This window comes from Paenibacillus sp. J22P90, assembly GCF_059692195.1.
Genome location: NZ_JCAUAY010000005.1, coordinates 1 through 21685, shown reverse-complemented (window position 1 = coordinate 21685; position 21685 = coordinate 1). Strand labels below are relative to the sequence as shown.

At 46.7% G+C, this 21685-nt stretch carries 20 protein-coding genes and 1 other annotated feature; of the genes, 1 reads left to right on the top strand and 19 read right to left on the bottom strand.

The features are described 5' to 3' along the window. Positions 1-83: 83 nt before the first annotated feature. The 5 genes from AC58UX_RS17430 to AC58UX_RS17410 all read right to left on the bottom strand — a co-directional run bounded on the left by AC58UX_RS17430 (position 84) and on the right by AC58UX_RS17410 (position 5779). Positions 84-1313 (bottom strand): anti-sigma factor, encoded by a 1230-nt coding sequence (locus tag AC58UX_RS17430; protein ID WP_497254950.1) that lies wholly within the window; start codon positions 1311-1313, stop codon positions 84-86. Beyond that, a complete protein-coding gene (locus tag AC58UX_RS17425) occupies positions 1310-1858 on the bottom strand; it encodes an RNA polymerase sigma factor (RefSeq protein WP_497254948.1) in 549 nt (182 codons plus the stop codon). The genes AC58UX_RS17430 and AC58UX_RS17425 overlap by 4 nt, the downstream gene beginning before the upstream one ends. 207 nt (positions 1859-2065) lie before the next feature. Then, positions 2066-4609, bottom strand: a complete 2544-nt coding sequence (locus tag AC58UX_RS17420; RefSeq protein ID WP_497254946.1) for a DNA internalization-related competence protein ComEC/Rec2 — start codon at positions 4607-4609, stop codon at positions 2066-2068. 101 nt (positions 4610-4710) lie between these two features. Next, complete coding sequence (locus AC58UX_RS17415) at positions 4711-5223, bottom strand: deoxycytidylate deaminase (protein ID WP_497254944.1); 513 nt, start codon at positions 5221-5223, stop codon at positions 4711-4713. 94 nt (positions 5224-5317) lie between these two features. After that, positions 5318-5779: a ComEA family DNA-binding protein gene (locus AC58UX_RS17410; protein ID WP_497254942.1), complete on the bottom strand. Its 462-nt coding sequence runs from the start codon at positions 5777-5779 to the stop codon at positions 5318-5320. A gap of 259 nt (positions 5780-6038) precedes the next feature. On the opposite strand from AC58UX_RS17410, the gene comER reads away from it, so the two are divergent. Beyond that, entirely contained in the window at positions 6039-6869 is an 831-nt protein-coding gene (gene comER / locus AC58UX_RS17405) for a late competence protein ComER (RefSeq protein ID WP_497254940.1), read from the top strand. Positions 6870-6901: 32 nt separating this feature from the next. Here the strand turns inward: comER and leuS are convergent, their stop codons facing one another. The 14 genes from leuS to AC58UX_RS17335 all read right to left on the bottom strand — a co-directional run bounded on the left by leuS (position 6902) and on the right by AC58UX_RS17335 (position 21236). Next, entirely contained in the window at positions 6902-9361 is a 2460-nt protein-coding gene (gene leuS / locus AC58UX_RS17400; protein ID WP_497254938.1) for a leucine--tRNA ligase, read from the bottom strand. An 80-nt stretch (positions 9362-9441) separates the two neighbouring features. Continuing rightward, positions 9442-9684, bottom strand: a binding site (T-box leader). 73 nt (positions 9685-9757) lie between these two features. Then, positions 9758-10519, bottom strand: a complete 762-nt coding sequence (locus AC58UX_RS17395) for a class I SAM-dependent DNA methyltransferase (protein WP_497254936.1) — start codon at positions 10517-10519, stop codon at positions 9758-9760. Position 10520: 1 nt separating this feature from the next. Then, positions 10521-11417 carry a CvfB family protein gene (locus AC58UX_RS17390; protein WP_497254934.1) on the bottom strand — a complete coding sequence of 299 codons (897 nt, stop codon included), beginning with the start codon at positions 11415-11417 and terminating at the stop codon, positions 10521-10523. Then, positions 11414-11761 (bottom strand): ribosome silencing factor, encoded by a 348-nt coding sequence (rsfS, locus tag AC58UX_RS17385; protein WP_497254932.1) that lies wholly within the window; start codon positions 11759-11761, stop codon positions 11414-11416. The genes AC58UX_RS17390 and rsfS overlap by 4 nt, the downstream gene beginning before the upstream one ends. Before the next feature lie 16 nt (positions 11762-11777). Then, positions 11778-12353, bottom strand: coding sequence for a bis(5'-nucleosyl)-tetraphosphatase (symmetrical) YqeK (gene yqeK / locus AC58UX_RS17380; protein ID WP_497254930.1), 576 nt, complete (start codon positions 12351-12353; stop codon positions 11778-11780). After that, positions 12343-12930, bottom strand: coding sequence for a nicotinate-nucleotide adenylyltransferase (gene nadD / locus AC58UX_RS17375; RefSeq protein WP_497254928.1), 588 nt, complete (start codon positions 12928-12930; stop codon positions 12343-12345). The genes yqeK and nadD overlap by 11 nt, the downstream gene beginning before the upstream one ends. A 12-nt stretch (positions 12931-12942) precedes the next feature. Further along, a complete protein-coding gene (gene yhbY / locus AC58UX_RS17370) occupies positions 12943-13236 on the bottom strand; it encodes a ribosome assembly RNA-binding protein YhbY (protein WP_497254926.1) in 294 nt (97 codons plus the stop codon). Between the two features lie 20 nt (positions 13237-13256). Continuing rightward, the gene (locus tag AC58UX_RS17365) at positions 13257-14117 is read right to left on the bottom strand and encodes a shikimate dehydrogenase (protein WP_497254924.1); all 861 of its coding nucleotides are present in this window, start codon (positions 14115-14117) and stop codon (positions 13257-13259) included. Between the two features lie 20 nt (positions 14118-14137). Next, complete coding sequence (gene yqeH, locus AC58UX_RS17360; RefSeq protein ID WP_497254922.1) at positions 14138-15253, bottom strand: ribosome biogenesis GTPase YqeH; 1116 nt, start codon at positions 15251-15253, stop codon at positions 14138-14140. Positions 15254-15338: 85 nt separating this feature from the next. After that, complete coding sequence (locus AC58UX_RS17355; protein WP_497254920.1) at positions 15339-15833, bottom strand: YqeG family HAD IIIA-type phosphatase; 495 nt, start codon at positions 15831-15833, stop codon at positions 15339-15341. Between the two features lie 91 nt (positions 15834-15924). Continuing rightward, positions 15925-16701 carry an alpha/beta hydrolase gene (locus AC58UX_RS17350; protein ID WP_497254918.1) on the bottom strand — a complete coding sequence of 259 codons (777 nt, stop codon included), beginning with the start codon at positions 16699-16701 and terminating at the stop codon, positions 15925-15927. A 60-nt stretch (positions 16702-16761) separates the two neighbouring features. After that, the gene (locus tag AC58UX_RS17345) at positions 16762-18993 is read right to left on the bottom strand and encodes a DUF4129 domain-containing transglutaminase family protein (protein ID WP_497254916.1); all 2232 of its coding nucleotides are present in this window, start codon (positions 18991-18993) and stop codon (positions 16762-16764) included. Continuing rightward, positions 18986-20272, bottom strand: a complete 1287-nt coding sequence (locus AC58UX_RS17340; RefSeq protein ID WP_497254914.1) for a DUF58 domain-containing protein — start codon at positions 20270-20272, stop codon at positions 18986-18988. The genes AC58UX_RS17345 and AC58UX_RS17340 overlap by 8 nt, the downstream gene beginning before the upstream one ends. 4 nt (positions 20273-20276) lie before the next feature. Then, on the bottom strand, positions 20277-21236 hold the full coding sequence (locus AC58UX_RS17335; protein WP_497254912.1) for an AAA family ATPase: 960 nt from the start codon (positions 21234-21236) through the stop codon (positions 20277-20279). Between the last annotated feature and the right edge of the window lie 449 nt (positions 21237-21685).

Here is a 21685-nt window from a genome sequence, read left to right as displayed (position 1 = left end):
ACTCGTGTGGATGAATGAACTGTACTTTGAGTCTACGATAGTGTACGCAAACAGAACTCAGTTGGTGCATATAAATGAGACATTTATTTATTGGATTCTGTTTTCGCATTCAGATCAATTAGAATAGTCTGGAGCGATCCCTTACTAGTAACCTCATAAAACAGCTTGTCATCCTTCACCCATTCCAGCAGCTTGATTTGATCATCGGCCTGCCAAACATGATTGGATGCAAATACAATCTCAAGCGTAAGACTATTACGTATCACAACGTGAGAATCCTCAACTGTAGCCTCATATGCACCTGTTGCAGATTTCAGCTTCGTATCTGCATGCAACGAGGGTAGCGTGAAAATCCCTTGAATCCCGGCTGTTCGATCTGAACTTGAGGGCTCAATGGTTGGACCCGAAGCATTTTTCCTCGTTGGTGTCTCCGTTGTCTTCGGTTCGATCGAAGATTGAGGTACGGATAAGCCAGCCGGAGGGCTAACTTCCATTTTCGGAGTATCCTCATCCGATTTCGAAGGAATTGTGCCCGTCTCACCAAGCTTTGCAGGAGCTGAAGTTGATGGAGAGGTTTGTCTTTCCAACGATTCACTTCCACCCGCTGACGGTGAACTGTATGCGCCAGGCTTTTCTAATTTTGCGTCAGTGGTAGCCTGCGGCATATTGCCACTGCCTACGGATGCATCAGCAGGATTTGGAGTACCCTTCGTAAATACATCTGCATTTGGCGTATTAGGCAATCCCTGATTAGCTGTAGCTGCATCCTGCGTTTTAGCTGCTGGGCCATTGTTTCCTTGCATTTGATTCATGTCTGAAGCAGCGGTTGCGTGCTGTTCTTTCAAGCTTTTCGATTCGTTGCTTGATTTAGTTAGTAATCCGTCTGCATTGTCGAGAACTGGATGTTGCATATTAAAAGCAAAGAATCCAATAATCAATCCCGCGGCAACGACGCCGCTTGCAAACTTCCATGAAAACTGATCTTTAAATCGGCTTTTCCCTGAAGACTTAGGCGCTTCGATAGATTCTATCCTTGCAACAGGTGGGGAAAATGCAACAACATTATCCATCTTTGGCGCCGCAGATTGTTTATCTAATTCAAGCAGTTGCGGCATAATCGCATCAACCAAGCTAAAAGGCGGCGTAACCTTAGGAAGCTGGGATAATTCGTTCGACAATGCTTGCAGACGTTCAAACATCTGGGCGCAGTCCAAACAATGCATTAGGTGAGCATGCAGCTCATCTTCCTCATTTGGAGCTAAATCTCCATCTAGCTGTCTTTGCATGTACATCATCACCTCTTGACATTTCATCCCCGAACACCTCCTTTCTGATAATCTTGGAGCAGTGACTGTAAGGTGTGTCTAGCTCGGAATAAGTAAGACTTCACCGTATTGAGTGGTAAATTTAACGATTCTGCAATTTCATGATACGAAAAGTCCTGCAAATAACGAAGAACAACCACAGTGCGATGGTGTTCGGGAAGCTTATCGATGGCTTCTCTAATATCCTGAGCGAGGTAGCCTGTCAATATTTCTTGTTCTACATTATTATCAGCTGTAAATGTCATCTCATGCTCATCCATTGAAACCGTTGGCTTTGCTCTGCGAAATTTATCGATGCAGATGTTCGTAACAATCCGCTGCACCCACGTTTTGAACAAGGCTTTTTCTTCGTATGAATTAATTTTGGTATAAATCCGAAGAAGGGCTTCTTGCGAAGCATCAAGCGCATCCTGTTCATTATTCAAAATATAAAAAGCTGTCCGATAAACGTGAGACTCAATCTCTCGCAATAGGGTAATGAGCGCATCACGGTCACCGGCTTGTGCTGATTTTACCAGTTCGGGTGCTATCACTGGGATCCCTCCCCCTTGCAATCTTACAGACGCACTTACATCTCATAAGGTTGCAATATTTTTAGAATATATAAAATGCTAGCTTGCATCTAACAGAATAACAAATAATGAGCGATATAACACCTTTTAGACGTAAAAAAGCAAAATTAGTTTCAAAATAGCAAAAGTTTTTGCTTAGAATAAATAACCTTAGAAGACAAGTATTTTCTACTTCCACAATTTCATTCGCGTAAAAATCCCCGCCTTCCGTACCTCCATCTGAATTTCACCCATCCGATCTGTGCGCAAAATGCCCGCGTTCGCATTGTTCAAATGATCAATAATTTCTGGCGAGGGATGTCCGTAAGTATTCATTGCCCCCACCGAAATAACAGCAACAGCAGGCTTCCAATAAGCCAACCACGCTGGTGTCGTTGAGGTTTTACTGCCATGGTGCGCAACTTTGAGCACATTGATTCCGTGATTATCGGCAGCGTTATATGGGGCATCTCGTAAATATTCGAGCACATTTGCTTCTGATTCTTTCTCCATATCTCCCGTAAACAGCCAACGTGTGCCTTGCATCTCTAGTAAAAAAACGACCGATCTCGCATTCTGCTCTTTGACGATTTCAATCGTTTGCTCATCCGTTTCAAGCGGATACAGCACCTGCAGCCTCGTAAGCGGATCAATATCAATCCAATCACCTGCTTCTGCAGGCAATAAGGGCACCCGCTTTTGCACTAATGTATGGAACAGAGTCGTCGTTCCGCTTCCCTCCTTGAAGGTCCCGTTAAATAGAAATTGCTTCACAGGAATTTGTTCGATGACCGCCTGTAGCCCGCCACTATGGTCGGCATCCTCATGGGTGAGCACAACAAGGTCCAAGTGATGAATACCGCGTTTTTTCAGGAGAGGAACCAGCAACTTTTGCCCTACCTCATAAGGATCTTTGCGGATTTTCCACTCATCACCTGGTTTCCGAAACGTAAGTGTCCCGCCTCCATCCACTAAAATGTGACGACCTCCCGGGGTACGAATCAAAATAGCGTCGCCTTGTCCAACATCAATAAATTGAACTAGACCTGTTCGTTGAAAGCGATTCGGCGAATAACCGATCCATAAGAGCATAAGAAAACTGCCAATGACAAGTGATAAAGCGAGCTTCACGCTCATTTGCTTCATATTCTTCCTGCTTGTGAATTCCAGCATAATGGGAAGATCATCTGTAGCGATTAACTGGCTGCGATGCCAAAAAACGTAAATGAGCACCAGAAAGGCGTAGTAAAAACAAATCCACGGCATACTGGGTGATGGCCATATCATTTTAAGATGAGGAATCTGCTGAAGTTGATCCGTTATCCAGAATATAGCTTGATTCAGCCAAGCAATGAGTAGGCCTAATCTTTCACCTAAGGGAACATATATCAAACCGAGTGCTAGCGCCACTAAGCCTGCCGGAAATACGATCATGCTGATTAATGGTACTAATACGGCATTCGCTAACCAAGACAATAACGAAAATTGATTGAAATAATAGATCGAGACCGGGAAAGAGACGGCTTGAGAGACGAGTGTGATGGCGATGGTGTTTTTGATGGTTGCCGAAGCTAGGTAAGGTGAAAGCAATTCAGTTACTCTTTGTACACCAAGAATGAGTCCCAGTGTGACTAGAAATGATAACTGGAAGCTGACATCGAGCAAAAAGTACGGATTCCAAATCAGCATTGCCCATGCAGCGACAGCAAGGATGTGGAGTACCTCTTTCATGCCTCCTCGCCTCGCAGCATACAAAGCAATCATCGACATCAGCCCAGCTCTCACGATGGATGGGGATGCGCCAGTAACTAGCACGTAGAACGGCAGCAGGCACATACAGATGAGCAGATAGGTTTCTTTGGCCATTTTGAAGCGGCGCATGATCCAAATGCAGACACCAAGGAAAACAGCTATATTTAACCCTGAGATGGCTAAAATATGGGTCAACCCCAGCTCCGAAAATTGCTGGAAGCGATCTGGATCGAGATCGTCTGTCAAGCCGATCAGCATGCTTTTCATGAAACCCGCCTGCGACGCGGGGAAAATGAGGTCCATCCGCCTGCTGAGCGCAGCGCGCAGCTCGTCGTTCCAGCGCAGCAGCTGGACGACGCTTAAGCGCGCAGCCGCTGGCTGCACCTGCGCCTGTTCCACCCCTTTGGCTGAAAGCAGCCAATGGGTGTGGTGAAGGCGAAGATATCGGCGGTAGTCGAAGCCGCCGAAGTTGCGGGCCGGGGACGGGCTGCGCAGCGTCCCCGTTAGCGTCAGGGCGTCGCCTCGGCGCCAGCCCGACGCCACAGTCTGCTGCGCCTGCTCCATCAGGCGCAGCGAGACCTGCACGCTTTCCCCGCCGAGCGGGAAAGCGGTTGTTTCATTGAAGCGGACGGACGTCGCTTCAATGGTAAAGCTAGCCCTGTCACCGTCAATGGTGACAGGGCTGGCAAAACGGCCGAGCAGCGTGACCTCGCTGCCGTCCGGGCTTATCTGCTGCTGCTGCGCCAGCGGCAGCGCAGTGATGTTGCGCTGGTCGGTCCCTTGATAATAGCCGTAGGCTATTACGACCAGCAGCAGTGCCCCCAGCGGCTGCCGATAGGGTAGCCGCAGCGCGTAAAAGATGACGAGCGCGGCTAGCAGCAGCGCGCTCGTCATCCAAGACAGCCACGGCAGCTCGAAATACATAGCGAGCACATAGCCACTTATCCACAGGCAGCATCCTTGAACAACTGGTCTTTTCATGATTGGGTATCCTCCTTTTACTTTTTCACAAACAAAAAACCTCCCCCTAGCGCACCAATAGGTGTAACTAGAGAGAGGTTCTTCCTCTCATAAATCGCTATTCAGTTTACTACCTCAGAAATAGTCCCCGCCGGCGGTTCATATCCCGTCATCTGACGAAATGAAATGCCTCTGACGCCCATCAACTGGCTAACTTTTTCATGATCCTTCGGGTAACCCCGATGGAACACAATTTCGGTCACGCCGCTATTTGCCAGCATATTCGCACAGGTCCAGCAAGGTTGATCTGTTACATACACCGTGGATCCCTCACGATCCTCGCGATCGGTGAACAAAAGCAAGTTCTGCTCAGCATGAATCGTTCGTATACACCGATGCTTACGAACAACTTCCTCTACATCGGCTACGACCTGGAGCTCGATTTCCTCGACAAGCATGCAGCCCGCTTCCGTGCAATCCGGCACGCCCATCGGAGCTCCGTTATATGCGGTACCTAGCAGCTTTTTCCCCTGTACAAGTACGGCGCCAACATGTCTGCGATTACAACGCGAGCGTGTGGAGGCCATATAAGCGATATCTAGAAAATACGTATCCCAATCTTTCCGGATGCTCATGATGAGTGTCTCCCCCCTGATGACTCGGACTCACTTTCGAAACCAAAACTATTTCTAGTATTTTCTCATATTTCAATAGAAATGAAAAGATTTGCTAGGATGGCGCAACAAAAACCTGCCCTTTCAGCTTCTCGAACATTTTGTCACCGATACCTTTGACGTCCATTAGCTCTTCAATCCGCTTAAAACGCCCCTTCTTTGTACGGTACTCAAGGATAGCCTTGGCTTTACTTTCGCCAATTCCTGGGAGCTTATCTAACTGCTCCAAAGTTGCGGTATTCAAATCTATCTGCCCAGATGACTTCTCCAGTAACGTAGGCAAAGGTGTTTGATTCATCTTTCCAGCTGTGCCTGAGAAAGCTTCATCATTCGTTCCTACTGAACTTGAATTAGTGATTGCGGGTGTTGCTTTATTATCTAAAGTAGTCGATGTTGCAGCTGAACTCACTTTCGGGGTTACAGTCGCTTTGGGAGCAGCAGTCGACTTCCCTTTCTCTTCTTTTTTCTCAATCGCCTCTTGCATCAGCAACGCTTCCATCTGTGTATTCATCGGCATGAACGCCGTTTGAATCGTCGAATGACCCCCGTGAAGAAAAGGCCATACGACCCAAACAAAAAGGGAAATACCCCCAAGAATCAACAGAATTCTTTTTAACCTATTACCAAAAAAATCCACAGACTACCTTCTTTCTAAGCATATTTGCATACGGGCAGCCATATACTTGAAAAAGCGTCCCAATGGCTACATGACTATTTGCGACCGCGTTACAGTTGGTTTTTGTATAAAGACTGATTCTTTCGGGAGGGATTACTTGATGAAAGCTGGATTCATCGGTACTGGGAGTATGGGAAGTATACTGATTGAAGCATTCATTCATTCCGGGGCATTCAATCCCGAGCAAATTATTGCTAGCAATCGAACCTTGCGTAAAGTTGAGCTGCTTGCGGAGAATTATCCTGGCTTGCAAGTGGCAGAAACGAATCGTGAAGTCGTGCGTGGAAGTGACTTGATTTTCCTTTGTGTGAAACCATCTGAATTCAAAAAGGTTATTGATGAAATCAAAGAGGACGTGCTTTCCTCTCAATTTATAATATCTATAACGAGCCCTATTCTAATTAAACATTTAGAAGGTCTATTACCGGCTAAAATAAGCAAAATTATTCCAAGTATCACGAACTACGTATTAAGCGGCGCAACCTTATGTATTCATGGAAATCGCATGCAGCCTGAGGATAAAGAATGGCTTGAAAATATTTTCACACATATCTCTACACCCATCCGAGTGTCCGAGAATTATACAAGAATTTCATCGGATTTATCTAGCTGTGGTCCTGCTTTTCTTGCAAGCTTTATTCAAGCTTTTATTGATGCGGCTGTGGAGGAAACGGGAATTTCTGCTGAGGAAGCTACTCTGTTGGCAAGCGAGATGACGTTAGGTACAGGGAAATTACTTACAACGGGAGGATTCAATCCGATTAGTTTACAAAAAAGGGTGTCTGTTCCAGGAGGCATTACGGCGGAAGGTTTACGCATTTTGGAAAAGGAGCTTTGCGGAGTTTTCTCTCAAGTGATTACGGCTACACATGCTAAATATGAAGAAGACATTGAGAAGGCTGAGCAGCTCTTCACTTTGAAGCAGCAGTAGCCCTAGCCTTCTCAACGTATTCACTTTATTTGTTACCCTACAACGATGTTGACTAGTTTACCCTTCACGACAATCAATTTGCGAACGGCCTTTCCGGCGGTCGCTTCTTTGACTTTGTCGAGTTCAAAAGCCATTTTCTCCATCGCAGCTTCATCTGTATCTTTAGAAATCATGACACGGTCAACGATTTTGCCATTGATCTGCACAACGATTTCAACTTCATTATCTACAGTCCATGCTTCATCGTAAGATGGCCATGGTTCGTACGTGATTGACTCTACGCCACCCAATTTCTCCCAAAGCTCTTCTGCCAAATGCGGTGCTAGTGGCGAAAGCATTTGTATGAAGTTTTTCATCGCTTCAAGCGGCAAACGTTCTGTTTTATAAGCCTCATTGACAAAAATCATCATTTGGCTAATCGCTGTATTGAAGCGAAGCGCTTCGAAATCTTCCGTAATTTTCTTGATTGAACGGTGCCAAGTACGCTTAAATGCATCGCTGCCCAGCGTCTCATCCCCGCTAATTTTCGTATGAAGTTGACCGTTATCATCAACGAACAAACGCCATACACGATTCAAGAATCGGTTAATTCCGTCCACGCCAGTTGTGTTCCACGGTTTTGTCGCTTCCAACGGCCCCATAAACATTTCATAAATACGCAGTGTATCCGCACCTTGATCGTTTACGATATCATCCGGATTGACGACATTGCCGCGTGATTTACTCATTTTCTCCATGTTCTCGCCAAGAATCATCCCTTGGTTGACAAGCTTATGGAATGGTTCTTTCGTGTGGACAAAACCAAGATCATAAAGCACTTTATGCCAGAAACGCGCATACAGCAAGTGAAGAACCGCATGCTCTGCTCCACCAATGTAAAGATCCACAGGAAGCCATTGCTTTTGCAGCTCATCCGAGCAGAAAGCTTGATCATTCTTTGGATCGATGAAACGCAGGTAGTACCAGCAGCTTCCCGCCCATTGCGGCATTGTGTTCGTTTCACGACGCGCTTTCATACCTGTTTCTGGGTCTATCGTATTCACCCATTCAGATACGTTAGCAAGCGGTGACTCGCCAGTACCGGATGGTTTGATTTCATCTACTTGCGGAAGCAATAATGGCAGTTGATCTACAGGAACTGGCTTCATCGTGCCATCTTCTAGGTGAAGAATCGGAATCGGCTCACCCCAGTAACGTTGACGGCTGAAAAGCCAATCTCTCAAACGGTAAGTTACTTTGCCGCGCCCTTTGCCATTTTGCTCCAACCAAGCGATCATATGACTGATGCCTTGCTCGATGTTCAATCCATCGATTGGACCGGAATTCACATGCTTGCCATCGCCAGCATAAGCTTCCTTCTGAACATCTCCGCCTTGAACAACTTCAATGATTGGCAAATCGAACTGTTTAGCAAACTCCCAGTCGCGTTGATCGTGACCTGGAACCGCCATAATTGCCCCCGTACCGTAACCGCCAAGTACGTAATCAGCAATCCAAATTGGCACTTTCGTGTCATTCACTGGATTGATCGCATAAGCCCCTGTGAACACACCGGATTTGTCTTTCGCCAAATCTGTACGCTCCAAATCACTTTTGCGCGAAGCTTTCTCTTGATATTCTTTAATCGCAGCTGCTTGTGGTTCTGTTGTGATCTGCCCTACTAGCTCATGCTCAGGCGCTAATACGCAATATGTCGCACCGAACAGCGTATCTGGACGAGTCGTGAACACCGTTAGGCTTTTCTCAGCATGACCTTCAATCGCAAATTGAACTTCAGCTCCTGTGGATTTTCCAATCCAGTTGCGCTGCATATCCTTGATGCTCTCAGACCAATCAAGCTCCTCAAGATCCTCAAGCAAACGCTCCGCATACTCCGTAATTTTCAAAATCCACTGACGCATCGGTTTACGAATAACCGGGTGGTTACCACGCTCACTCAAGCCGTCAATAACTTCCTCATTCGCAAGCACTGTACCTAGCGCCGGACACCAGTTAACTGGCACTTCATCGACGTAAGCAAGCCCTTTATTGTACAACTGGATAAAAATCCATTGTGTCCATTTGTAGTACTCCGGATCCGTCGTGCTGATCTCACGATCCCAATCGTAGGAAAAACCAAGCGACTTAATTTGGCGGCGGAACGTATCGATATTTTTCTTCGTAAATTCGCGCGGGTCATTCCCTGTATCTAGGGCGTACTGCTCTGCTGGAAGTCCAAACGCGTCCCAACCCATTGGATGAAGAACGTTAAAGCCTCTCATCCGTTTGAAACGGGAAACGATATCTGTTGCTGTGTAGCCTTCCGGATGCCCTACGTGCAAACCTGCGCCGGATGGGTATGGGAACATATCCAAAGCATAGAATTTCGGCTTATCCGAATTTTCCAAGACTTTAAAAGTTTTCTTTGCATCCCAATATGCTTGCCATTTAGGTTCAATCGCTTGCGGATTATAGCCTTGTTGCTCTTTGGTTTCTTTCAATTCCTGTGTCATGATTTATTTCCTCCTTCAAGTTGCTCTATGCTCATGTATGTTTATACGCACAAAAAAACCTCACATCGCTAGCGGATATCGCTAGGGACGAGAGGTATAATTCCCGTGGTACCACCCTAGTTAACACAAGGCGTTCTTCACCTGTGTTCACTCTGCCCCTTAACGCGGGTGAGACGATCCAGCTAGCGCCCTGATCCAGGATCAGGCGGTTCACCTTCTAGCTCCGAGGCGAGTTCTCAAGACACACATCTGCCGGCTCACACCCTAGCTCCGACTCTCTGAGAGATGCTGTACAAGGTACTATTCCTCATCTAAGCTTTCCATACAACTGATTAGCTTTGATTATATGTAAAATAATGCCGCACTGTCAAGCGAGTGATAATCACGATGTCAGAATTATTTTTTCGCTATAAAAAAAGCTCGCTCTGTCGTCGAAGTTGGCTTCTCCCACGTAAAGTCAGCCGCTTGATGTACCTCACGAAATCCTACCTCAATCAGCATCTGTTCCAGCCACTGCAAGGGATAGGCTCTTTGTTCATGCGTTTCATCAATGCGGCGGAAAGTATCGCTTGTGCCGCTGTCTTTGACGAAAATCGTTAAATCATGTTCAATCTGAACGCGTTCTTCATCTAACTCACTTGTCCAAATGTACGCAACGTCATCTTCATTTAGAAAAAAAGGTTGAGACTCCGCATAAGTAAACAACTGTTCTGGCGTATGTACATCAAAGAGGAATAACCCGCCTGGCTTAAGTCCCGCCCATGTCTGGCGGAAAGTGTCCACAATGTCCTCTTCTTCTAGTAAATAGTTGAGACTGTCGCAAAATGAAATGGCAACGTCGACTTCCTCGCCAAGCTCCCATTCCCGTATATCCTGCCAAATCCAACGAATGGTGCCGCCGCGAAGCTGACTTGGCAGCTCACTATGCTTCTGCTCAGCAACGGCCAGCATATCCTCGGACAGATCGATGCCCGTCACCTGCAAGCCTTCACCTGCTAACGGAATGGACAAATTGCCTGTTCCACAGCCTAAATCAACAAGCGTGCTTGGCTTTACGTCAAAGCGTTCAAAGCTTTCCTTTACGAACCGCAGCCAGTCTGCATAAGGCATGCTGTTCATCAAACGATCGTACGTATAGGCGAACTTTTCGTAACTCATCTCAGCCTTGCGTCTCCTCTTGTTTCAGATAGGTCCAATCTGCTTCTTGATAGATGAGCCCATCTTTCATTAGCTTTCCTAAGGCACGTTTGAAGGCTGCCTTGCTTAAGCCGAATTTATCCTTAATGATATCTGCCTGCGTTTTATCCGAAAATGGCATGGCGTTCCCCGGACGTCCTCGGAGCACCTCTAGAATGCGCTCTGAATCTTCATCGCGTCCTTTTTCCTTTGGAAGCCTCATCGATAAATTAACTCGTCCATCTTCTTCACGTACAAAAGCAATCCGAACATCAACAAGTTCACCTACACGCAGTAAGCGTGTACGCTCTTGCGGAATGATGAGTCCAATAATGCCAAATCCAAGGACACCCGCTTCACAAATCACGAAAGTACCCATTTGAAGTGGGCGATACACACGTGCTTTAACCCATTTATTTGTCCAACTTGACGGTGCACGAACGCATAATGGAGCCAAGTCATCCTCCAGCGCCAGCTTCGCAATTAATCGGCCTTGTCGATCATGCGCAAGCGTTGCGAACACTTTGTCACCAACTTGTGGACGAAGCTCTTCAAGCTCAGGTACATGTCGGTAAGGTAGGAGTAAATGTCGTCCCAGACCCATTTCCAAGAAATAACCAAAACGCGGATGAATATCAACAACCTCAAGTAGACCCACTTGACCCATGGTCAGCAGCGGTTTCCTCATGGTCGCCATCATCCGATCCAATGTATCGTGGAATAAGAACACTTCCACTTGGTCTCCCGGGCTAATTCGATTGCCTACAATTTCCGCATACGGCAGCAGAAAATCCTGAGTACCATCGCTCAGGAAAAAGCCATTAGGTGGAACTTCCCTTGCTACCTCAAGGGTAACAAGGGATCCTGCTTCCATTCTCATACGCGCTCCACAACTTTGGCATCGGACCAAAGTCTTTCGATATTGTAATATTCGCGATCATCGCGATGGAACACGTGGAGCACGACGTCTCCTAGATCAAGCAGTACCCATCTTGCCGTATCAATGCCTTCATAACCGCGAATATGAACGCCATACTCGTGTGCTTTTTTACGAGCCTCACCCGCGATAGCTTGAACTTGTGTTTCTGAATTTCCGTGACAAATAACGAAATAATCGGCAATTAGGGACACGCCTTTCAAATTCAGGCTAACGATATCTGCCGCTTTTTTATCTTCCGCTGCCTCAACAACGAATGCTAATATTTCTTCTGGGTTTTTACTCATGCAATCATCCTCCATGTTATAGGGTGTGGTCTTGGATTTGTTCCAATAAATTATTTCGTGTCAAAATTGTGAGTGGATAAATGCGCTTGCCTTTGGATAGCAAGAATGTAATGGTGGAGTCAAAGCCAGCGATCAATGCTCGTTCTAGACTCGTCTTGGCGAGCTCACGAATCTCTTCGACCCCCGGAAAATCACGACCTGGTTCCATGTAATCCGCCAAACAAATGATTTTGTCGAGCAGCGTCATCTGTTCACGGCCGGATGTATGGTACCTGATGGCATCCAAAATCTCCTCATCCTCAATACCGAACTGCGTCTTCGCGACAAAAGCCCCGGCATGTGAATGCCATAGCTCCTTATCAAAAGCTAACAAATCTTGCGGTAAATCGTTCTCACGAATAATCTTAGCTTGCTCCTGAATGGGCCAATACTTGCAATAGTCGTGCAAAATCGCTGCGACATCCGCTTTGACCGCATCTCCGCCAAATCGTTCAGCCAGTATTACGCTCGTTTCCATCACACCGAGTGTGTGCTGCCAGCGTCTTTCAGGCATTTGCTCCTTCACGGCCGCCATGAGGTCTTCACGTTTCATATAAGTGATTCACCTCCATGAATTGCCCTACCTTATCTGGCACAAGATACCTGACGGGATCCTTTTGCAGCCTCAAAGCCCGAATGGCCGTAGATGAAATTTCAACGAGCGGCATCGGCACGATTTTCACTCGACTGCGGATATGCTCGGGCAGCTGTGTAAGGTCCAACTCATAGCCAGGTCTGGCTAATCCAATAAAATGAATATGCCGCACGATGTCATCAATGCGATGCCACTGCGGCAAATACTGGACCATATCGGCGCCAATAATATACGTGAACGCGATGTCCGGATATTGCGATTTCAACAGCTCGATCGTATCGATACTATAAGATACGCCGCCTTTGTTAATTTCGATATCGACAGGACGAAAAAAAGGATTGCCTTCCGCAGCAAGGCAAACCATCTCCCAACGCTGCTGGCTAGTTCCTTTTGGGGCGTTCGGCTTATGCGGCGGGACATTGGCAGGCATGAGCCATACCTCGTCCAAACCCCCTTCCACCCTCGCACGTTCAGCTGCGATTAAATGACCGGTATGAATGGGATCGAATGTGCCTCCCATAATTCCGACAAGCATACGTCCACCTCATTAGCGCGGCAGTTCAATCTTCTTATTGTCACGCGATTCTTTGTAAAGCACGACGATCTTTCCGATAACCTGAACAAGCTCTGCTCCGGATTTCTCGGACAATTCAGCTCCGACTTCTTGACGATCTTCACCACTGTTGTTAAGCACGGTAATTTTGATCAATTCACGAACTTCGATGGCTTCTTGAATGTGACGAATGATATGGTCATTCACGCCACCTTTACCTACTTGAAAAATTGGATCTACATGGTGCGCCAATGAGCGCAAATATCTTTTTTGTTTGCCTGATAACATAGATGTCCCTCTATTCATTCTTATTCAGTTAACGACTGTTCTACCACCTGTCTCATCGCCTCAACCGGCGCAGGGGTACCCGTCCAATACTCAAAGGCATATGCGCCTTGATAAATAAACATGCCGAGCCCGCCATGAATGCGAGCTCCTATAGCTTCTGCTTCACGAAGAAATCTCGTAATGCGTGGATTGTAAATAAGATCACTAACTAGGTGATGAGGTCGAAGCAGATGGACCTCTAAAGGCAGCTCTTCCAAATTCGGATGCATACCCGCTGAGGTTGTGTTTAACACAAATTCTACGGAATCCACAACGTTGTCAAGCTCATCCATCCCTAAACCGACGGTTTCGGTGAAAGCGCCTATCGTTGCAGCCAACTCGACAGCACGCGCTTTCGTGCGATTGGCGATATAAATGCAGCTCACGCCTTCTTTGGCCAAAGCATATGCCACACCACGTGCAGCTCCGCCAGCACCGAGAAGTAGAACACGTTTCCCTTTGAGATCAAACCCGGTCTCTTCTTTCAAAGAACGCACATAACCGATCCCGTCCGTGTTGAAGCCTTTAAGCTTGCCCGCTTCATTCACGATCGTATTGACCGCGCCAACGATCATAGCTCCTTCATCGATCTCATCGAGGTAGTTCATCACATCTACTTTATGTGGAATGGTCACATTTACACCGCGGTAACCTAAGGCCCGAATCCCCCGAACGGCTTCCCCAAGCTCTTCAGGCTTCACGTGAAATGCTGCATAAACGCCATTAATCCCCGCTTCCTGAAAAGCGCGATTCAGCATGATCGGTGAACGGGAATGCCTAATCGGATCCCCGAATACCCCATATAATACGGTATGACTATCGATCGTCCGAAGTTTCTCCATGCTCTCCCCATGTCCCCCTACTAAATCAATGACTCCCGTGTAATCACTTTAATCCCTTTCGGTGCATGAACTGCAAGCTGAGCTCCAGCCAAGCTATTCACTTTAATCCAGCCTAATCCAGAAATGAGCACATCCATCTGTTTCCCCTTCGGAATGTGCAGCGGATGCTTAACCAGTTTAGGCAACTCGTCAAGATCAGCCAATGCAGGAGGCGTCAGCATAACACCTTTGTGTTCCTCATACAAGTTATCCGCTTTCTCCAGCTTCGTACGATGAATTTGAATCGCATTCGATGTATAGCACGTGAAGGATTGATGCTCACCTTGGATAAAATCAAATCGAACGAGCGCGCCAAAGAATAATGTCTGGGCCTCATTCAGCTGAAATACCATAGGTTTAAGAGGCTTATCCGGCATAAGCGGTGCTAGATCACGCTTCTTCACGACTTCTGTCAGACGATGCTTGTACACAATCCCAGGCGTATCGATAATAAACTTGCCGTCATCGAGCGGGATTTTGACGAGATCAAGCGTAGTTCCCGGGTATTGCGATGTCGTTAATTCTGATTCCAAATCACTGTAATCACTGATCAGGCGATTAATTAACGTCGATTTCCCTACGTTCGTTGCGCCAACAACATAGACGTCCATGTTGCCGCGGTATTCCTGAACAGCTGTAATCACCCGGTCAAACCCCATGTTTTTCTTCGCGCTGCACAGCACGATATCAACGACCTTGAGGTTCTCTTCCTTGACTCTGCGCTGCACCCAATTGATAATCTTGTTGGCGTTCGTTACTTTCGGCAGTAAGTCAATTTTGTTGACTACGAGCAACACGGGATTATTGCCAATAAAGCGGGCAAGCGAGCTAATCATGCTGCCTTCAAAATCGAAAATATCCACGATTTTCACAACTAACGCCTTCGTACTACCAACATGTCCTAACAATTTCAGGAAGTCGTCCTGTTGTAAGGTAATGCTGGAAGATTCATTATAATGCTTAATCCGATAACAGCGCTGGCAAATCAGAGGTTCCTTTTGCAAGGCAGCCTCTGGAATAAAGCCTAGCTTACTTTTGTCTTCTGTTTGCAGCCCAATGCCGCAACCCGCACAATGTTGTGTTGTTTCTGTACTCATGAAACCTCCTAAAAGTTTTGAATAGCCCTTGCAAGTCAAGCAAATCATTGCAGCATCAAAACTCGCTTCGAAAGCATACGCTATTTCATTTCTTCATCCTGGCTATCGCCCATCTCTCAATAAGACGATTCACTCTCGTAAATAGTCCTTCGTCTTTTCTTGAAATCGGTTGAACGAGGATCGTGTATAGCCCCATCCGATTGCCGCCAAGCACATCTGTCAGCATTTGATCGCCGATAACAGTAGTCTGTCGAGCATTCGTTCCAAGCAGCTTCATCGCTTTATGGAAGGAAGCATTCGTCGGTTTTTTGGCACGGTGAATAAACGGAATGCCCAGTGGCTTCGCAAAGGTCGATACGCGATTATGATGATTGTTCGACACAATGACAACTTTGAAGCCGATCTGTTGCAAATGATTCAGCCATTCTATTAACTCAGGCGTCGCATGAGGATCGCGTGCACCGACAAGTGTATTATCAAGATCCGTTATAATTCCGCGAATACCGAATCCCCACAGGTGATTGGCATCAATATCATAAATTGTATGAACAGACTGTCTGGGTACTAGCTTTTTCAGCAAACAACTTCCCTCCAACTGCTTCCTTGACATATACGTGAAACTATACCATAGTGCCTCGTTTGTTGCAAAAAGAAAAGAACATATTTTCCCTCTAGACTCTTGCTGGCAATGGCAACCAGGCTAAAACGCTTTGAATTTTGCGATCCCAGTAACCCCAATCATGCGTGGCCGACTCTTCTTCATAGGTGATTTCCAGCCCCTGACTACGACAATAATCGCGGAAACGAAGGTTATCCTCATAAAGGAAGTCTTCCGTGCCACAGCATTGATAGAGTTGCGGCCTTACTTGTTTACTGGCTACCAGCTGATCTGCAAGATAAAACAGATCATTAGGACTGTTTTTAATCGTAGCTACATCACCGAAAATCAATTGAAAATCTGCTGGAAACGCAGTAGCTCTCTCCACAATATCAACCGCACCAGACAAGCTGGCACCCGCTGCATAGCGATCTGGATAAGAAAGCGCCAGCTTCATGGCACCATATCCACCCATCGAAAGTCCTGCAACATAATTCAACTCCCGTTCTTCTGCTAATGGAAAGAACGATCTTGCGAGTGCAGGCAGTTCTTCACTGATAAACTCCCAATACTTTGGACCCGACGCCATATCCGCATAAAAGCTTCGGTTTACGGCCGGCATGACAACCGCAATACCTAGCTGGGAGGCGTAACGCTCAATGGAGGTTCTGCGCATCCAGATCGTGTGGTCATCGGACAAGCCGTGTAATAAAAACAAGGTGGGGTGCTTCCCGCCATAAGCATGCGAAGCTAGTCCAATTTGACTTTTAGCCGTTTGAGGCAAAATTACATGCATGGAAGCTGCAACACCAAGGGATTCTGAATGGAAATGACAATCGATAAACGCCATATTAAATGATCTCCTCTCATAGGAAGCCACCCTCCTGTTAGGGAGAGTGGCTTCGTTTGCTCATTTTATTTGTTCTTTGACACGAAGAATTAATTGGTTCACTTGTTGATATTCAACTTCAGATACTGCTAACTGACTGTATTTCGCCCGCTCAAACAGTTCGATTAACACGTCCAGCTCTTTCTTCAGCCATTTGCTCTGTGTTGACCATCTCGTTGTTGCTTCACGAACCGTTTCGTATTCGTGTCTTGTATAGCCTTTTCTACGGCAGGCACGGAGCATTCTTTCAACTTCAACGATAATTTTCTGATTGAAATTCACAACCTGCAGTCTTTTCCTCCGCGCTCGCCAGCTCCGCCACGATTCACTTCTCAGCAAGAAGAAAACAGCGACAGCTAGAAGACCTGCAACGACTACACTGCTCAATGTCAGCCATAGCCATGTGTAGCTTGTTGTTTCAGTCGTTTCTTCCGGCAAGGTGCTCGTGTCAGTATCCGTAGTCAGTTCTTCAGGTACTGGTGCTGCTTCTGGGAATACATTTGGCAGCGTGAAGCCGGAAGTTGGTTCAAACGAGATCCAGCCGAAGCCATCAAAGTAAACTTCTACCCAAGAGTGAGCATCCGAGTTACGAACCGTATACGTACCAGCACCATCGGTATCCAGAGTGGCTCCTAACGCACCTAAGATCCCCTGCTCGCGAATGTCGTCGGCAATCGATGAGGCTCCAGAGGAATATCCTTTTACCCAACGTGTAGGCAAACCAATCGATCTGGTGAGTACTGCCATCGCTGTTGAGTAGTAATCACAGTAGCCCTGTTTCACTTCAAATAAGAAACGATCCACAAAATCCTTGCTTTTCCCCTTCGTCTCATCCGGTGTATTCGTGTAAGGGAAATTTTGGGACAAATAATTCTCGATCAGCTTCGCCTTATCGTAAGGATTCGTCGCTGTTTTCGTAATATCAAGTGCAAGCTGCTTCACGCGTTCAGGTAAATCTGCAGGAACCTGCAAGTACTCCGCCCATTCTGGCTTGGTAGTATAGTCCTGCTCGGTTTTACGCAGTAAATCTTCCTCAAGAATCGGCTCTTGGACAACGAGCGAGTAGTCTTTAGGATAACTACTTCTTCCTGTAAAACGGAGCTCCGATTGTCGTGGCGACCAGATGATCCGCTGGAACGGATTTTCACCTTTATTAATTTCCACGATTTTCTGAATCGCAAATCCCCCGAATATGACTGGGAACACTTCTTCGCGATCCATCACTACACTTTGAGTGACTTCCTGTGTTTTTAATTGCGATACATTGAACCGTGGATCAAGCGGCAACGGGTTTAAATTCACCCGATACACAGGCAGTCTCTTCTCCGTTGGCCCAAGCTCCCAACCTTTCCCGTTATACATGGATCTAGTTTCACCACGGAAATAGGTGCGTTTACTCGATTCAACCGTCATGACCGGTGTGTAATCAAATCGAAAACCGCCACCGAGTCGGCTGTCATCACGGCTATAGCCCGATGAAGTATCCGCCGTTGAAGCCGCAATGCTAACTCCTTTGCCAAGCAACGGTACGCTTTCGCCGCGACTCACTTTCCAAGCGGTATAAGGATCCGTCAGAACGGGATTTACCGTCGGAGCGAACACACCCGCCAATGCAATCACGCCTACTAAAATGAGGATCGGAACCGTGAAAGAAGACGGATAATCAGAAATTGTCTCCCAGACGTCTGGTGCTTTTTTCTTCAACTGTGAAAAATGTCTCACAATAAGTAGTAGGAATCCGCAGAGCAGGATCATCGCCACTTGTGGCCATAGAAAAATCATACTGAACGAATCACGTACGGCAAAAAATAAGATGCTAACAAATATAAGGACGACGATACGAAATTTGGATTGGATGGACCACATCGCGAACAGGTATACGATCCACGCGCCTACACTAAACCAAATGAACGGCTCCAGCTGTCCTGCATTGAGGCCAATAAAGCGCAGCGCCTCTTTCCAGCTTGCAATATGGACAGCCTTAAATTCATAACCCATGCCTAAGCCATGAAACCAGATAATGAGTACAAATTGGAGCAAGCCGCGCCAACCTGATGTAATTTTCGGAATACAATAAGTTGCTGTAACTAGGACTAGGGTCCAGGTCACGAAGGAAACCGTCTCAGCAAGCCATAGCCCATCCTCTTTCATAATCCAAATCACGAACTGATAGAGGAAAATGGCAATGAGGATCGCTGACACGCGTAACGCCCAATCCCTGAGAAGAAGTCTGCTCCACCATGTGTTAGGCATACCGTTTCGCCCCTCCCAGAAGGTTAGGCAAGTCTGTTAACTGACTTACCTCATACCCCATATAGCCTTGTGAGCGAATGGCTTTAATATAATCCTCGGGCTTGGACATTTGCTCCACTCCCTGCGTGCCAAATACTTCATCTCCCTGGGCATGAATCCAGATATGGCATGGCTTCATTTGAAGCAGCGCCATTTGCTGAAACATTTGCAGCATGCTGCTGCCTTTTTGCGGTGAGATGAGAACAATCAAGCTGCCTGCCGGCCATTCCTGCGAGCGTTCCTTCAATATTTGTTGTAGGGATTGGAAACCATCGGCATCAACTCCTACAAGGTGTTTGACAATTTCTTTATAATGATGCTGCGTGTGCTTCGGCTCAAAATAGGTGAATTCCTTACCAATCGAGAGTAAGCCCAGCGACATTTCGCGTCCAGTCCCATAACGGAACAAGGAAGCTGCAACTGACACCGCTAGTTCAAATTCAGCCTCATCTCGGTAAGCACGCGCCGTTCTGTCGAGTAAAATAATCGTTTTGGGCAAAGATTCACGTTCGAACTCCTTCGACTTCCACGTTCCCGTCTTCGCCGTTGCATTCCAATGAATACGTGAGAGCCGATCGCCATAAATGTATTCGCGAACGCCGTTAATTTGCGTTGTTTCCCGATGTGCGCTCGTCGCCGTCGAGTTATGCTGCATGCCTTTGAGCATTTGATGAAATTGCGCCCATTCTCGGATCGTGACCGTTTGTGGATAAACCGTAATCGGCTGCTGTAGATCCAAATGACTTTTATGCTGGAAAAAGCCGAAAATATCCTCCGTCAAGCACTCGGTCTCCCCGAATCGGTAATAGCCTCTTCGAAGTGGCGGCGTGCTATAGGTGAAATCGCCACGACGTTTCCAATCCGGCACGATAGACCCAACGAAGACAGATTCATCGCCATTTTGACGAACAAGCTTATCCTCGATTAATAAGTAAGGAACAGGCCAATACCCTGGAATTTGCACGCCAATCTGAATTTGCAGGGACTGACCCGCCTCAAGCTTAGCCTCTAAGCCTGTATTCGTTAGCTTGCGAGTCCCTTGTGCGCGTTTGATACCGCTCCAATTGCCAGATAGCAAATACACAGTCAAACACGTCATCGTAATGAACAACATGGAGGCTAGCTTGCCGCCTTGAAATAGCATGAAGAACAAGCTAGCCAACAAACAAGTCAAAAGTAGCCATAATGCTGCCGGGAACCGGGGACGCTCCCCGAATCGTTTAAATACCGGTCGTTTCATAGGCTCACTTCTCCAATCTGACCGGAACCCGTACTTGCTCAAAAATCGTAGCGAGCACAGAGGCAATGCTAATGCCATCCATACGCGCTTCCATTTGAAGGATCATACGGTGACCCAGTACAAAAGGAGCTAAATATTTAATATCATCCGGGATGACATAATCTCGACCATGCAGGAAGGCGTAAGCTTTGGAGGCCAATACTAACGAGAGTGTAGCCCTTGGACTTGCCCCGAGGAAAACAGCGTGATGTTCACGTGTTTTTCTCGAAATAGTAACTAAATAATCTGCCACAGCTTCATCCATATGCACACGGCGAACCTGTTCTTGGATTTCAAGCACTTGCTTAGAATCAATAATGGCATTCAGTGCTTCCATCGGATGCACTCTGCTCTGGGAGGCAATCATCATTTTCTCTGCTGCTTCGCTTGGATAACCTAAGCTTAACTTGATCATAAAGCGATCTAATTGGGCTTCTGGCAATGTATATGTGCCTTCGAAATCGATAGGATTCTGAGTGGCCAGCATCAAGAACGGTGAAGGAAGTTCGTGTAAATCACCATCAACCGTAATATGCTGCTCTTCCATCGCTTCAAGTAGTGCTGATTGTGTTTTGGTCGTGGCCCGATTGATTTCATCTACTAGCAAAATATTAGTCATAATCGGACCTGGGCGGAATAAAAACTTCTCTTCTTTGGGGTGATATATAGATACGCCCGTGATATCCGTAGGTAATAAGTCCGGGTTACATTGAATTCGGCGGAATTGCCCGTTAATGGATTTCGCGAGCGCTTTTATGAGCACCGTTTTACCTGTTCCTGGAACATCCTCTAGCAGAACATGGCCACCGGCCAACATCGCAGTAAGCAGCAATTCAATTTCTGCGCTTTTGCCAAGAATACATGATTCTAAATTTGCTTTCAGCCTAGCTAGTACTTCTACATGATGCTGAGTGGCAGTTTCCATGTGTGATCCTCCTTAGAGTGGTGCAAAAATTTGTAAACGTAAACATTCTCATATTTACGAACATACTACATAGTCCATTTGGAACAGAAAACAAAGATAAAAGTACTAAATCTAGTGTACAGGAAAGTAATTCGTCCGTATACTTGTAAATCCTCTAAAGTTATTTGTAAAAAAATACCGACGCGTTCGTGGATACGGTGGGGACTAGCGTATGAGGTAATTCTGGGTGCCGAATTGGTTGGTTTTGTCGACTAATTTCGGCACTGGGGACATTCTGGGGAGTTAGTCGGTTTTGTCGACTAACTTTAGACCTGGAGGGCCGACTGGGGCCGAGTTAATCGGGTTCGTCGACTAACTCCAGACCTGGAGGGCCGACTGGGGCCGAGTTAGTCGGGTTCGTCGACTAACTCCAGACCTGGAGGGCCGACTGGGGCCGAGTTAGTCGGGTT

Coding starts and splice junctions, on each gene's coding strand:
- AC58UX_RS17430 (WP_497254950.1), bottom strand. CDS start 1,313: ATGAAATGTCAAGAGGTGATGATGTACATGCAAAGACAGCTAGATGGA.
- AC58UX_RS17420 (WP_497254946.1), bottom strand. CDS start 4,609: ATGAAAAGACCAGTTGTTCAAGGATGCTGCCTGTGGATAAGTGGCTAT.
- AC58UX_RS17415 (WP_497254944.1), bottom strand. CDS start 5,223: ATGAGCATCCGGAAAGATTGGGATACGTATTTTCTAGATATCGCTTAT.
- AC58UX_RS17410 (WP_497254942.1), bottom strand. CDS start 5,779: ATGCCGATGAATACACAGATGGAAGCGTTGCTGATGCAAGAGGCGATT.
- comER (WP_497254940.1), top strand. CDS start 6,039: ATGAAAGCTGGATTCATCGGTACTGGGAGTATGGGAAGTATACTGATT.
- leuS (WP_497254938.1), bottom strand. CDS start 9,361: ATGACACAGGAATTGAAAGAAACCAAAGAGCAACAAGGCTATAATCCG.
- AC58UX_RS17395 (WP_497254936.1), bottom strand. CDS start 10,519: ATGAGTTACGAAAAGTTCGCCTATACGTACGATCGTTTGATGAACAGC.
- AC58UX_RS17390 (WP_497254934.1), bottom strand. CDS start 11,417: ATGAGAATGGAAGCAGGATCCCTTGTTACCCTTGAGGTAGCAAGGGAA.
- rsfS (WP_497254932.1), bottom strand. CDS start 11,761: ATGAGTAAAAACCCAGAAGAAATATTAGCATTCGTTGTTGAGGCAGCG.
- yqeK (WP_497254930.1), bottom strand. CDS start 12,353: ATGAAACGTGAAGACCTCATGGCGGCCGTGAAGGAGCAAATGCCTGAA.
- nadD (WP_497254928.1), bottom strand. CDS start 12,930: ATGCTTGTCGGAATTATGGGAGGCACATTCGATCCCATTCATACCGGT.
- yhbY (WP_497254926.1), bottom strand. CDS start 13,236: ATGTTATCAGGCAAACAAAAAAGATATTTGCGCTCATTGGCGCACCAT.
- AC58UX_RS17365 (WP_497254924.1), bottom strand. CDS start 14,117: ATGGAGAAACTTCGGACGATCGATAGTCATACCGTATTATATGGGGTA.
- yqeH (WP_497254922.1), bottom strand. CDS start 15,253: ATGAGTACAGAAACAACACAACATTGTGCGGGTTGCGGCATTGGGCTG.
- AC58UX_RS17350 (WP_497254918.1), bottom strand. CDS start 16,701: ATGGCGTTTATCGATTGTCATTTCCATTCAGAATCCCTTGGTGTTGCA.
- AC58UX_RS17345 (WP_497254916.1), bottom strand. CDS start 18,993: ATGCCTAACACATGGTGGAGCAGACTTCTTCTCAGGGATTGGGCGTTA.
- AC58UX_RS17340 (WP_497254914.1), bottom strand. CDS start 20,272: ATGAAACGACCGGTATTTAAACGATTCGGGGAGCGTCCCCGGTTCCCG.
- AC58UX_RS17335 (WP_497254912.1), bottom strand. CDS start 21,236: ATGGAAACTGCCACTCAGCATCATGTAGAAGTACTAGCTAGGCTGAAA.